Genomic DNA, 13,179 nt, shown 5'->3' with positions numbered 1-13,179 from the left:
CCTCGCACACACAGCGTCAAGCCCTCCTTTGGGAAGACTGTGCGCCCTTGATCAGACCATGTCGCGGGCGCTCTCCGATCCGATAACGACTAATCGAACAAAAGCCCAGCTCCTGTGCTATTTGCCTCGGTAGTAGCGGATCAGGGGTTGGTGCTCGTCACTATCCGGCTGCATGTGCCGGTTCGCGACGCCAGCCGCGAGGTCGTCGGGAGGCGCGAAGAACTCCTTGTCGATCAAGACAAACTGGGTCTGCCGAAGTTCTCCAGCGTTCAGCCGGTACAGCATGCGGTAGAACCCTTCGAACTGCGCCTTGTTCTCCCGCTCGCTGATGTTCTTCATCGGGGAGTCGATAATTAGAAGCTCGGGCAGTGGCGCGTGAAGCTGTGCTGCGATGCGGTGCAGGGCGATCGCAAAGCAGCATTTAAAGAGGGTCTTCTTGCCTCCGCTGCTAAGCGAGGTGAAGGTCGAGCGGGTGTGGTCGCTGGGGTCGGCACTGAGGATCGCCGGGTAGAAGTCGGGCGGGTTCAACTCCACATGATCGTTACGCTGGATGCCCGGGACTCCGGACAGGACCAGGCAGTCCAGGAAATAGCCGGCGAAACGATCGAGACTTGTTCGGTCCGCCTCCGCTTTGGTGCGCGCCTCTTTAAGCGCCTCACGCTTCGCCTGTTCCAACGCGACGATCTGAGCGAGAGCCTCGCGCTGCTGCTGCAACAAGAGGGGTAGGCGCAGTAGCCAGGCGATGCTCGCCAACTCGGCCTCCAGCGCCGCGCGCTTCCGCTCCTTCAGCAGGCTCATCGACAGGAAGGCAGAGTCCTGCTCAGCGATGGCGCGATTGATGTCGGCTTCGGCCTTGCCCTTGGTCTGCAGCAAGCCAGACCGCCGCGCCCTCATTTTGGCCAGATTGCTGTCGATCGCGGCGATGGCTTCCTTCAGCTCGGCCTGTCGGCTGGCGATGTCGGCCTCAAGCGCAGCGACCTCGGCCGGATCCGCTAAGTCGACCAGATCTTCTTGGCCGCACACCTCGCAGCATTGCGCCGGCCGGACCGGCAGGGCTTGGGTGCATCGCGGGCAGGCGTTGAAGGCCACGTCCCCGAGGATTTCGCGGGCCTCCGCGGAACGCCTGAATTTCAGGCGCAACATGTCGATTTCGTTTCGATGCCGCACGTGCCGGTCCCGCATGGCGCGGAGTTCCTCCGTGTCGAGGTCGAGCTTGGCGATATCAGCCCCCAGGCTCCGGGCCATCTTTGCCAGTTCGTCGATGGCATGGGTGGTCTGCTCCTCGCGGCGCCCCTTGCGCAGCACCTCCAGTTCCGCGTTCACCTTGACGATCGAGGCGCGAAGTCCCGACTCGCGCTCTGCCACTTGCGCCTCTGATTCGATGCCGACCTCCGCCAACGCCTTGGACAGGCTGTCGATCGACGCAACGCGCGCGGTTCTGTTCGCCCGAAGCTGGTCGAGCTCCGCTTCCAGATCGGCGACCCGCTCGTCGTGGTAGCCGATGACATAGCGGATCACGTCGCGACTCTTGAGCCGCATGTAGAACTCAGCCGATTCTTCGAGGTAGAAGAATGAACTGTCGATGTGGTCCTGATCGAGGTAGCAGTACCAAAGCAGGTCGCGCAGTGATAAGCGCACGATCTTGCTGTCCGCCTTGGCCTTGCTCTTGCGAACCCGTGGCGGGTTGATCTCTGACAGCCAGAAGATCAGGTCAGACAACGTTTCGACGCCCGTCTCCGGGATGACCTCGCCAGCAGCTACGCGGGCGGGGATAACGACGGAATAGGGACCCTGATCGTCTTCCCACGAGGTAAAGACGTCGGCGGCGTCTCGGGCCCGCTCGATGCTGACCGTAGCCCGCTCAAGCTCAACAGTCAGGGTCGCCGAGACGAATTCCGCCTGCAGCGCTGGCGACAGCTGGATCGTGCCGCCAAGACAGTAGTCAACCAGCCGGGCAATGCTCGACTTTCCCGCGCCCATCTGACCCCAGAAGTAGCTGAGCTTTGAGAACTCAATCTGCTCGTCGGCACGACGCAGCGACAGATTTAGGGACAGCAGTCTGAATTTCATTGGCGCTCTCCGCTGGTGGCGAAGGTTTCCGCCTCGGGGTTGCTGGCGCCGATCTCAGCGCCCCATTTCATGCCCGTGATCTCGGGGACGATTTCGTAGACAAAGTCCTTGAGTTTCGTAGCCGACATGGCGCCGACCGCTTTCATCACAACGGCGCCCCGTGTCGCGAAGTCCTTGAAGGCCGGACGGGTGGCTAGCTCGTCGGCCAAGGTGCGGCCGCGATCAGTCAAGCCGATTTCGATTTTGCGGCCGCTGAGAGACAGGGTGATCAGGCCGCGCGAGGACAGGAGGCTGAGCCAGCGCCGATAGCGGCCGTCCCATGGGCCGTAGCGGAACCGGATCATCTTGGTTTCGACGGTCGTGCGCTCCCGCGGCAGCACCGCTGCGTCCGCCGGCGACTTATCGAGCGCGGCCAACGCCCGTTCCAGATAGACCGGATAGCGCAGCAGGAAGTCCAGCTTCGCAAGCTTTGTTATGCCTTCTATTGGCTTCGGGGCGCTCTTACCGCGCTTGTCGGCGCTTCGTAGCAGCACCAGCAGGCGGGTTAGGTGTAGGCCGTCGGAGTTTTCAGCGTCGGCCGCGGCCTTCAGGACGGAGAGGCTCATCCTTCGCCCCCATCGATTTGAAAGCGGTCGCTCCACCACACACGGCAATCGTTGGTCAGCAGAGCCGCGGTACCCATCAGCAATTCATAGGGCACTCCTCCAAGCAAATCCTTCCGCTGGGTTTCCAAGCTCCGTAAACGGGTCGACACGTCGTTGAACATAGCCTGCCCGAACCGCTCTCCGGGGGTATGACGGGCCATGTAGGATTCCAGGCATTCGCCGTGGACCGCCTCCTCGACTTGTCGGAGCTGGCGAGCCGCCGCTACGGGGTCCTTCGCCTGCTCCTCCAGAAAATGGTACTCAGCCGCCTGCTCGCGCGCCTTCATGTAGTCGACCAAGGCACCCACGCCGCCGCGCTCCAGCTTCTGCTCCAAGATGCGCTTGGGCCGAGGTTGACCGAGGCTGATGGTGGGCGGGCCTTGGTAGCGGAACGTATCGCTGGCCTTCGACATTGGGACCAGGGCCACATCAGCAATCACAATGCGCTTGGCCGCAATCACTGGATCGTCAGTCGTTCCGGAGGGAAATTTCGCTAGGTGACGATCCGGGTCGACCACAAATAGCGATGCGGCGCGGTGGAACCTGGCGACGAGGTCGTTGCAGAGTTCGCGGAGGGGGCCTGGCGCGAGGTGCGCACATTCGGGCAAGCCGCCGATATGTTCTTGAGCTAGGGCCGCGTCGAAGTCTTCGCGCGAGGGGCCTTTGACGGTTTCGAGCCTCCGCAACACTTCGAAGAGCTGCGCTTTATCAGCACCAAGTTCCGCCGCCAGGGCGTCGAACGTGTTTCGAAACGGCGGCTGCATCGCGTCGGCGTCGCTGCAGGATTTTACGTGGTCCAGCATAAGACCGGGGCAGCGGCCGCGACGTTTGTCGTCGGTACTGGCTGGCGTGACCGAATCCACGTCGGAGTTGGACACGAACACGAACCTCCCGACTTGGTCGGGAAATGCCGTCATGAGATCTACGAAGCGACCGATCGACTTGGTGAGCGCAGCGGACGTGAGCGTCCAAGCCCCGTTCTCAGGTCTAGATGTCTTGATCTGATAGCCGTCGAAGAGGCCATCAGGCCGCTCCGCGAGGAAGTCTTCATGGTGTTCACAGTAGAGGGCGACGTAGTTCAGCGTGCCGCGCCGCACGGCGGCCAGTAGCACCACGCCATACTGATGTTGGTAACGGAAATTGCGTTCGGTCTCGTCGCCAGGATCCCCGCTAGCAGTCTCTTTAAGCCGAGGAGGAACCTTGCGTTCCTGTAATTGAATATCTCCGCTACGCAAACGCAGCGATCCGTTTGTTCTGAATCATAGCCGGTTCCCCCCGAGGACGATTCTACTCGGACTCCACCTTCCCGACAACGGTACACACGTGGGTTGGTGCACTATCTCGGCGTATCGGCCGGAAATTTGATTGCAGCCGACGAAAATCTGCGGTGCAATCTTCGGGCGTAGGTTGGTCTCCTCGCTTGGCGCTAAACGCTCTGGGGCTCCAACTCCGGAGCCTTTTCATTCGCCACCGAATGGGATTCGATCGGGAAGATATCTGCCGGTTCTCCGGCCTCGATCCTTTTTCTCTCAAGCTCCCGACGTCGTGCTTCTTTGTCGGCGTCCTCTTTCTGTCGTTCGGCGATCATCCTGTTGAACGTGTCTCGCGTTTCATACCCACGCCTGTCAGCTGTTGGGACGCCATAATGATCCTTGAGTGATCGGATCAGCTCCAATGCGGCCAGACCCTGGTTTGAGAACAGAACCTTCTTCTCGTCCCAATATTCATCGTAATCGGGCGGAAAGGCGATCTCGGACCCAATGAATTCAAGAGCTTTCTCAGTGCTGTCATGTTCAACTTTTAACCTGAAGGCGGCGTACATCAGTTGCCTATGTAGCGAAGTCCACCCCAGGTCCTCGGGATATTCGAGGTCGGGCTCGGACACCCGAGGGAAGCGTTCTCCCTGCGGATCGTAATACCCATCGTCTCTAACGTTCGAAGTGCAGTCGTCGACGTATTTGTCCAGAATGACCGTGAGCCTGACGGCCGTTAGCCAAGCCAACCGCTTCCGCTTCCCACTCTCGATGAAAACATCTTTGAACGTACCCAGGAAAGCGCCGAGACCAACACCGATCAGAGCGCCGGTCACTGTCATAAGCGTCCGTCCGAATTCGTCCGACGCCAGGTCTTTGAGCCAATTAATCACTTTGAAGATGCTCGCTTATGATGCTCAATCGCCGCTGTCAAATCCCGGTCGAGTGCCCTCGTTCTTTGCAAAAGCTCCTCCAGGGAAAGTGAGCGACGCGCCAACATCTCCACCGTGACTTTGACTTTCGCTTGTTGCCTTTCACGCCAGTCTTCGAAACGGTCGAGGCTGTCCTGGAAAACTATTTCGGGTCTCCAATCCTTCCTATCCAGTTTCGGCACACCATACATCACTGACAGGTGGTCGTTCACGGCAAGCGCAACCAGGCCAATCTCCGCGTAGCGCTCTTCTCGTTCTTCCAGGACATCTAAAAGCTCGCCGTGCTCCTGTCGCCATGTCTCATCGAGCGCTCGATTAGCCACATCAACCATATTCGGCAGAGACCTGATCTGATGTTGCAGTTCCTTTGGGAATACCCACCAAGGAAGGTCGTTCGAGAACGTGATTATCGGAGCTTTGGCCATGTCCACAGGTCGGCCAGTCTCCTCGTCAAAATCATAGCCGCGAGCGACCACGTCCGAGCAATCGCTGATAAACTGGTCAAGCTGGGATGCTAACGTAAACGCCAGCACACCTGCTTCGCTCTTTCGCTTCCAGTGCGCCGTCAGCAGTTCCCGGCCCCAATTGAGCAGGAAAAGGATCACACCAGCTGCAACGGCGGTGCCTACGCTCCATACGAACGTTGCCGCAGGAGTGGGCGACCCGCCACCAATGCTTATCGAGAGGAGATTCATGCACGCTCCTGGTGTGGACGGCACCTTACCCACCAGACGATGTAGCCCACCAGCAGCGACGCCGCGATGCAGGTGTAGACGAGCAGCTCGTAGTCGTAGCTGTTCGCGCATGAATACAAGATGCGGTGTTCTTCAAGGGCGGCGCAGGCCAGGTTGTACCGCTCCTGCAGCCGGTTTAACGCGCTATCGGTGACCCACCATGAAAAAGCGAACGCCGCAACCGGCAGCGCGTTCCGAATTCTTGTCTTCCACATCCCCGAATGCCCTCGAATCCCCATTAGCGAACGCAACTTTACCGGAAAACCTCACCGTTTCTTGCAAAATAAATTTCATCGAAAATCACAACTTCCCAGTTCAAAGCTCTCCGATATCCGATTGTCGGTGGTCATCCGCATACGCCATCCATCGATGGCGGCGTTGTTTCGGTGGGGACGTGTTCCGATCTTAAAGAGAGATGGGACCTGGACTGCACGACGAAGGCTCACGGCCATGCGATTCAGTATCCCAATGGCCATATTGTCGTTTGCCTGATGCATCCTGACGGTCGCTATGAAGCCGCCGGTCCTCGGGTGTCGCTGGAGCTGGCGACTGCGGCCTGACCTAATTGATCAAATCGCAATTGGCGTTGCGGAATTTCGTCACCGCAACGTCCTTCATCGCAGCGCCCAGCCTATACTTCTCTGCCGGTAAGGGCCTTCCGGCGTCATCGTGCGTGACAATTTCGTCGAAGACTGTGTCGGCAACCGTTTGATAAATGCGCCCGACCGCGAATTCTGGAGACGGATTTGGATTTGGAGTTGTCCCATCCATTGTAAACCACAAAGTCGCATGTGAGTTCAGGATGATATCGTCGCTTTTAACCTGCCCAGCCTGATGTTTTTCGACAAGCGCTCGGGCGGCTTTCAGCCCTAGCTCAAAGAGCCGATTTGCTTTGATTTCGTCCCCTTCATATGTCGCATAGACCTGACACTTCCAAGCGGCCCAGGCGGTTCGCGCAAGCTTTGAACCCTCTTCTACCGCGAAAGACGGTGTTGCAAGAAGCGATATCAGTAAACAAATCAGACGCCTCACGATTCCCCTCCAGCTTTCAGGCCAGCTTAACCTCGGTTCCGATCCAGATCGTCGACCGCACTCGCAACCCCTCGCATCTGAGCGGTGAGATATGAATCGAGAGCGCGGATTTCACGCATCATCTCTGTGTGGTCACGGGCTCTCCTGTCGCGCTCTTTTTTTGCTTCACTGTTCGACTGGCTGAACATAAGGGCCAGGTAGCAAGACAGCGCGATGATCCCGACAGCAACGAGCGGTTCCGTTGACTGCCGCAGCCAATCGAGCCCCTGATCCCAAAGTCTGAAGCCGATGAGACCGAAGAAAAGCAGCGTTGCGACCAGCCAAACCAACATCACGAACGTAGTCTGTCGATCACCCATCGCTGCCCCTCCAGATTGTAGAATCGACGCTATCCTAGAGGCAGCCTCCGCTCAATCACCATCTCCAAAATCATGGTTGCGACGGGCACGGGACCGGTGTCCGCAATAGGTGAATGCTCGGACAGCAGGTGCTCATACCACGCAACCTCCCTTCCCCACCACCTCTTGCGTGTGTCCACGACCCTGATCATGTGACCATTTTTCGTCGGTTCAACGGTCGCTTTGTACGGATATCGAGGATCGTGCAGCGTGCCGCGATCAGTCGCCCTCGCCACCACCGAGGGCATCAAGAGCCAGGACGTGCAGGACCTCGTGATCACCGCCGTGGAGAACCGCTTCGGCCGCATTAACATGCTGTCCGAGCCCGTCGAATAGCTCACCGACAACGGCTCCTGCTTCATCCCCAGGGACACCGCGTCCTTGCTGCGCGACATCGGCATGGAACCGTGCACGACGCCGGTGCACAGCCCGCAATCGAACGGCATGGCCGAGGCCTTCGTCAAAACCTTCAAGCGCGATTACGTCGCGGTGAACCCAACCTCGGATGCCGAAACCGTCATGGCGCAACTGCCGTTCTGGTTCGAACATTACAACAATCGTCACCCGCACAGTGCTTTAGGATATCAATCTCCGCGCGAGTTCATCAGCTCGCAATCTCAAGCCTGAGCATGTCCGATCTTAGGTGGCAACTGCAGGTTGCCGTGGCCGGTGCCGATTGCAGGGCAAAGTTGCGGGCAGTCCGGAAGATCGTGAAAGGCTGACCGGTCCCCGCTCAGTTGGCCTTCGAAACTGACTTCAGCAACTCGGAGAGCGAGTTGAACCCGTTGATGGATTCGACCTCGAACAGGTTCATTTGCCGCAGCGGGTTTTGACGTTGTTCTTCTTCGCATGTGACGGTCCCAAACAGGCCGCCATCAAAGATACGATTGATATCCTCACGAACATGCTTGTTGTAATCGTCGGTCGAAAGAACCGCCGGTGCCGAGGTATTTCCTTTGGCTACCGCTTGCGCATGAGCTGCATCGACATAGGTCATCTTGAGTTTCTTACCTGGCAGCACGACGGCTTTCAGCAGCACCCCTTCTGAGGAGTATTTGGACGCTGCCAGGTTTGCCGGGTTGGCCCATCCGGGGATGTATAGCCGCTGATCTTTGATGCAGTAGTTCTTATAGATGTGCACGCTGTCGTTGATCGACAGGTCATCGAGCGTAGTCTCTCCGACCGCTGCTCTGACGTTTTCAGCTTCAACGTCGATCAAGACCTCAGCATAGGCTGAAAACGACGGCAACAATGACCACAGACAGGCGGCGAAGACAGCAGCTCGAAACATTGGACTTCCCCATGAATTGCAATGCGGAGCCTGAGATTGAGGCCCCGCGATTGTCAAGTGATGGATGCCGATTATCGATGAGATAAGTCACGGGCGCTCAATGATAGCTGTTCCGGGGCATAATCCGTACGCCGCCTCAACAATTTCCGAGGGTACGTACCTGTAGCGGAACCCAGAATTCATGCCTCCTTCTTTCCCCGCGCCATGCCGCAACCGACGGCCCACATCATCGACTGGTTCCACATCGCCATAAAGATCCAGCCCATGCAGCAGATCGCCGACTACGCCGCTCGGTCTCGATCCGATCTCGCGGAGATTTTGCCCTCCATCGACAGGGACATTAGAGCCCTGAAATGGCGCCTATGGCACGGCCGGGTCGACCGCACGATCCACGACCTGGAGACACTTCTCTCCAGACTGAAGCAGTTGGAGGGAAAAACCGACTTCTCGATCGCACGCCTTCACAGCCTTGGCACGCAGCTCCTGACCTATGTCCGATCGAACCGCAGCGCGATCATCGACTACGCGAAGCGCTATCGAGCCGGCTTTCGGGTCGCGACGACGCTTGCCGAGTCAGCGGTGAACTCGCCCGTCGGCAAGCGGATGGTGAAAAAGCAGAAAATGCGCTGGTCGCTTCACGGTGCGCATATGCTGATGCAGGTCCGGACGGCGGACATCAATGGCGAACTTCGCAACCGGCTGCGGATACCTTTCCGACTGCCAGATCCGAACGTGCCGCCAATTTTCAAGCCGAAACCGCCTCTGCTGCGTGCCGCCTGACCCCAGAGAAGTTACCGGTCTCCTTTCCGTGGTCATATCGCGAAAGAGGGCACTTTTCCGTGGGGCGGCCATCAGCTTTAAGCTATGGACCACGCACGTTCGAACCGGACGCCCTGGCGAAGCTGGAGCAGGAAAAACACAAGCGGAAAAAACCCCGATCGATTGGAAGGACGGCAGCGCCGTGTCCGCAATCGCCAAGAAGGCGAAAGAAAAGTCGATCAACGACGCTCTGAATCAGCATTTTCTCAAGCATCCGATCGTTGTTGCTTTTCCTCCAGGAAAGGGCCCGTCTTGACGATGTGAGCCTCGATGAGGTCGAGCGCATATTGATTTACGCGGGCAGCCAGCTTTTCAGCTCGGGAAACGTCCGCGTGCTATGTTCCATGACATTGTCATATATGACTTGGTCCGGCGTCGTATGGATTGCCATGGAAAGGTAATAGTTCCTACCTTCATGTTTGGCAAAGATGACCCATTCGCCGGTTATCTTGCCGTCTGCGTCCCGCTTTTCAACGGGCAAACTGACAACGGCATGAGCTAGTTCCTCAATGGCTTCCGGTGTGATCACCGGGTACTTTACAGGATCCAAGATCGCCTCAACCGTATCCTTTAGCCCGTTTTTCCCCAAGGCCAACGAAATGTTGGCCGGCAGAAATCTCGCCGTGAAATAATGCTTATGCCAAAGTCCCTTGAGGGGCTGCCTCGTAAATTCTGTCGCTGGCTTTACGCCGTTGTGCGGTTCGCCTGCTTCTAGGTTCTTAATTGTGTCAACGATCTCCATCGGATCGATCCCGAACTCCAGATAGTGGACCAAGATATCAAACCAAAGCTTTTCCGCGATGCGCGATCGAAGTTCCTGATCCGCAATGTAAGCAGATGCGAAGGCGCCCAGCGACTGCGTATCTGCTTTAATTTCGCGGCTTGGCAAAATGGCGGTCCAATTCTTCATCACGTGGTCCTGAAACAAAATATGCACCGCTTCATTGCGAGCTAGGATTGAATATTGTTCGTCATTAAATGAATTGCAATGGCATGCGCGCCCTCAAGCGTTTAGAACTAGCGCTCCAACCTCACGCGCAGTCGTCGGGCACGCTCCTGGAACGCGCCTTCCCCGCCTTCGAGGATGTCGCATACCGCTTTCCTGATAGAGGCGCTTTCCAGACCACCGGACGTGTAAGTGATTGGCGGCAGGGCACCGTGTGGATGCGTTCCCGACTCCGCGATGATGATCTGGTCTGCGTCGGTGTTGATCACCAAATTCGCGTTGTGCGTCACCATGATCACCTGGCGATGCGACTTGGCCCCGACAAACAGATGGACCAACTCGTCAAACACCGACTTCGGGTCGAGATTTTCTTCTGGCTGATCGATCACCAGCGGGCGATCGTCGCTGTCGTCGAGAGCAAGGTAGAGCAACAACAGAACGATTCCGCGCGTGCCGGGCGATAGCTTCCGGATATCGACCCCATCATAGTCGATACCGTACCGGATCGAGATATGATCGGTGCTGAAGAGCCATTGTGCGAAGCGCTTCGACCATGCCCGAAACTCGACCTGTTCGGTGTGAGCGACCGGCGAGTGGTCAAGCAAATCTTTTTGGTAGAGCCGGCGGAACTCCGCCATCGCCGCACGGACGGCGATGGAATCTCCGGATTCCCATGCACCTTTCAGCACCTCGTTAGCCTTTTGAAGCAGGGTGCCCTTCCCCCGGAACGACCCCGCCTTTCGCAGATCAATGAGCCCGTCCTCGGCTTCCGTCGCCCACTGTTCGACATTTGCTATCCGGGCGACCGAGAATGAGAGCTTTTTAAGCGTGCCGGATGAGGCGGCGAGCCTCGCCATCAGCGGCGCATATAGCTCCTCAAGAACCGATTGCTCGGCGACCAGCGCATCGAACGCCCTACCGTAAGCTTGCTCGCGCTCGGTTTGCAGATCACGCGCCCTTTCTTTGGCGCCCTGCGCGTCCTTCAGCTTGTCACTCAGGGTCTGTAGCGCCGCAGTCTCGGTCGCGATGCTGCCGGACAAGGCGGTGTATCGCTTCTGGGTTTCCTTATCAGCGCTGACCAACTTCTCCAGCCGGCTCATTTCTGCGTCGAGGACCGCCTGCGACAGAGTGGTCAGATCGGTCTCGTCCGGAAAGAGAGGTTTGCTGGGGTCACTGGCGGGGGCTGCGGTGCCCTTCAGCTCGGCGATCTTGCCGTCCACCCATTTCACATAGCCGGCAAGGTCGTCGTCCACCTTCCCCTTGTAGTCCAGCAGGAATGCCGCCCACTGTTCGTCGGACATCCCGCTGTTAGGATGTCGGGCTTGGGCTTGGCGAAGCGTTTCAGGAGCTTGGTTTCGCCGCAGATCCTTCACTTCATCCTGCATCGCCAGGAATGTCTGACGCTGGCCCGTGAAACGGCGCAGGTTCGCTCGAACCTGGTTCGCCGCCCCCGCCAGCTCCGTGTGCCGCTGCGCGCGTTGTTCGCTCCCAGCCGAAACCAACTTGGCGCGGTCGGCCGTGTAGGCGTCGATCAACTTCTTCTTTTGCGCCACCTGACCCTCGTAGCTCGTAACGAGCTTCTCCTTCTCAAGTTCGGCGCTGATCCGATCGGAGATTTGCGAAACCGCCTCCGCCTCTCGCTCACACGCGAGACGATGCCGGGTTGCTCGTTGCTCCAGCAACTCCTCGAAATTGAGCGCGCCGTCACGCTCCTCGTCAGGATGGGCATCGAAAATCACGCGCTCGATCTCGCGAAGCAGACCATCGGTCAGGCCGCTTGATGAGCAGAGCTCCTCGACAAACTGCTGCGACAGGTAGCGCACGCGCTCATAGGCAAACGGGCCATTTGCGTCCGCGCCGTCGAGCGATCTTTCGCTCGGCTCGCCCGCCGCCCAGCTCACCTTGACCCTGCCGTCGCCGATCAGCGGCCTGGCACGGACAAGAAACGAAGGATTGGCCCATTCGTCGGCATTCCAGGATTCGGCGGAGATCGAGTCGCACCCCGCGGCGATCATGTCGGCCAACGCGGTCTTGCCTGACCCACGGGCGCCAATGATCGCCACCAAACCTGGGTTCAGTGGGATGATCGGCGTGGTCACCCACGGCGCGTTGAGGATTTCAATCTGCGCGATGACCTGCGAAGGCGTGGCCGATGCGGGCGGTTCGGCGCCAACGTGCGCCCGACCGCCCGGGTCAATGCAGGCCTGGCGCAGCGCGTCGAACTCAAGCGCACCCTTGATCCAAGAGAAGCGATCGCCAAACGGGGTGGCGACGTCCTCCAGTTTGTGGGCGTCGCTGCCGTGCAAGCAGGGCTTCAATCCGCCGTATCGGGCACGAATCTCCGCCGGCCCCAGATCTCGCTTACCGAGCCAGAATTCACGCTGCGCTTCGCTGCTCGCGAAAATCACATCCGCACATCCCTCGATCTCGCGCCGCAGGGTCTGATCGGCGGCCTCGCGTACGCCCGAGGTTCCGTCATTTGCCCCGCCCGCAACGGCGAACAGGATGTTTTTCTTCGCCCAGCCGCTCTCGGAAAACACTTCGCGCAGCTTCTGGAAATTCACCTTGAACTGGTTGGCCCCGTAGGACAGTGCCGCACGATCATCTGTGATGGTCGGGTCGGCTTTTTTACCGAGGCGAATGAGGTCGTCCCTGGTGCAGTCGAAACGATCTTGCATGACGTTGAACTGCAACCGCGAAAGCAGCCGCCGCAGCTCCTCGATATGGTTTGGGTCTTCAGGGCTCACGAAGAGATGCAGATTGACGAATCCACCCTTGGCCGTCGCCACATCCAGTCTAAGTTCGACATTGGGGAAGACGAGCTTAGCGCGCGCCAGACGGCCGTTTGCCCGGTGACGCAGCACCTCCTCATAGGTGTCAGTCACATAGTAGTCGGTAACCGCGATCGCCTCGATCACAGGTGTCGCCTGCTCGAGTGCGGTTAAGTAGTCCTCCCATGCCGTTGGCCCGCTGAACTGATTGTTCATTGCCGTTCCAGGCGCATGGATATGCGGTTCCCATCGCCGCCACTCAGATCCCCGACTTAGCATGCCCCCCAAC

General features: G+C 58.5%; 12 protein-coding genes and 1 pseudogene. 2 read left to right on the top strand and 11 right to left on the bottom strand.

Annotated elements, in window-relative coordinates; translation table 11 throughout:
* Positions 1–117 precede the first annotated feature (117 nt).
* The 8 genes from CO664_RS26400 to CO664_RS26365 form a co-directional block, all read right to left on the bottom strand.
* On the bottom strand, positions 118–2,070 hold the full coding sequence (locus CO664_RS26400) for a hypothetical protein (RefSeq protein WP_097540364.1): 1,953 nt from the start codon (positions 2,068–2,070) through the stop codon (positions 118–120).
* The gene (locus CO664_RS26395; protein WP_097540362.1) at positions 2,067–2,675 is read right to left on the bottom strand and encodes a hypothetical protein; all 609 of its coding nucleotides are present in this window, start codon (positions 2,673–2,675) and stop codon (positions 2,067–2,069) included. Before CO664_RS26395 ends, CO664_RS26400 begins: the two co-directional genes overlap by 4 nt.
* Positions 2,672–3,949, bottom strand: coding sequence for a dsDNA nuclease domain-containing protein (locus CO664_RS26390; protein WP_158254900.1), 1,278 nt, complete (start codon positions 3,947–3,949; stop codon positions 2,672–2,674). Before CO664_RS26390 ends, CO664_RS26395 begins: the two co-directional genes overlap by 4 nt.
* A gap of 191 nt (positions 3,950–4,140) precedes the next feature.
* Complete coding sequence (locus CO664_RS26385) at positions 4,141–4,809, bottom strand: hypothetical protein (protein WP_141471790.1); 669 nt, start codon at positions 4,807–4,809, stop codon at positions 4,141–4,143.
* Positions 4,810–4,856: 47 nt separating this feature from the next.
* Complete coding sequence (locus CO664_RS26380; protein WP_097540358.1) at positions 4,857–5,594, bottom strand: hypothetical protein; 738 nt, start codon at positions 5,592–5,594, stop codon at positions 4,857–4,859.
* Entirely contained in the window at positions 5,591–5,848 is a 258-nt protein-coding gene (locus tag CO664_RS26375) for a hypothetical protein (protein ID WP_097540356.1), read from the bottom strand. The genes CO664_RS26380 and CO664_RS26375 overlap by 4 nt, the downstream gene beginning before the upstream one ends.
* A gap of 346 nt (positions 5,849–6,194) precedes the next feature.
* Positions 6,195–6,665, bottom strand: coding sequence for a hypothetical protein (locus CO664_RS26370; RefSeq protein ID WP_097540354.1), 471 nt, complete (start codon positions 6,663–6,665; stop codon positions 6,195–6,197).
* 26 nt (positions 6,666–6,691) lie between these two features.
* Positions 6,692–7,024 carry a hypothetical protein gene (locus CO664_RS26365; protein ID WP_097540352.1) on the bottom strand — a complete coding sequence of 111 codons (333 nt, stop codon included), beginning with the start codon at positions 7,022–7,024 and terminating at the stop codon, positions 6,692–6,694.
* A gap of 258 nt (positions 7,025–7,282) precedes the next feature.
* Between CO664_RS26365 and CO664_RS26360 the strand changes: the two are divergent.
* Positions 7,283–7,690, top strand: a pseudogene (locus CO664_RS26360) (integrase core domain-containing protein); the annotation flags it as partial.
* 106 nt (positions 7,691–7,796) lie between these two features.
* Here CO664_RS26360 and CO664_RS26355 read toward each other — a convergent pair.
* Positions 7,797–8,354, bottom strand: a complete 558-nt coding sequence (locus CO664_RS26355) for a hypothetical protein (protein ID WP_097540351.1) — start codon at positions 8,352–8,354, stop codon at positions 7,797–7,799.
* 204 nt (positions 8,355–8,558) lie between these two features.
* Here CO664_RS26355 and CO664_RS26350 point away from each other — a divergent pair, with 204 nt between their 5' ends.
* On the top strand, positions 8,559–9,134 hold the full coding sequence (locus tag CO664_RS26350; protein ID WP_097540349.1) for a hypothetical protein: 576 nt from the start codon (positions 8,559–8,561) through the stop codon (positions 9,132–9,134).
* 331 nt (positions 9,135–9,465) lie between these two features.
* Here the strand turns inward: CO664_RS26350 and CO664_RS26345 are convergent, their stop codons facing one another.
* Positions 9,466–10,083 carry a hypothetical protein gene (locus CO664_RS26345; protein WP_103451124.1) on the bottom strand — a complete coding sequence of 206 codons (618 nt, stop codon included), beginning with the start codon at positions 10,081–10,083 and terminating at the stop codon, positions 9,466–9,468.
* A gap of 107 nt (positions 10,084–10,190) precedes the next feature.
* Positions 10,191–13,169 carry a TrlF family AAA-like ATPase gene (locus tag CO664_RS26340; protein WP_097540345.1) on the bottom strand — a complete coding sequence of 993 codons (2,979 nt, stop codon included), beginning with the start codon at positions 13,167–13,169 and terminating at the stop codon, positions 10,191–10,193.
* Positions 13,170–13,179 lie beyond the last annotated feature (10 nt).

This window comes from Sinorhizobium sp. NG07B, from assembly GCF_002532005.1.
Classification (GTDB): Bacteria; Pseudomonadota; Alphaproteobacteria; order Rhizobiales; family Rhizobiaceae; genus Sinorhizobium; species Sinorhizobium fredii_C.
This window is presented reverse-complemented; position numbering and strand designations above follow the sequence as displayed.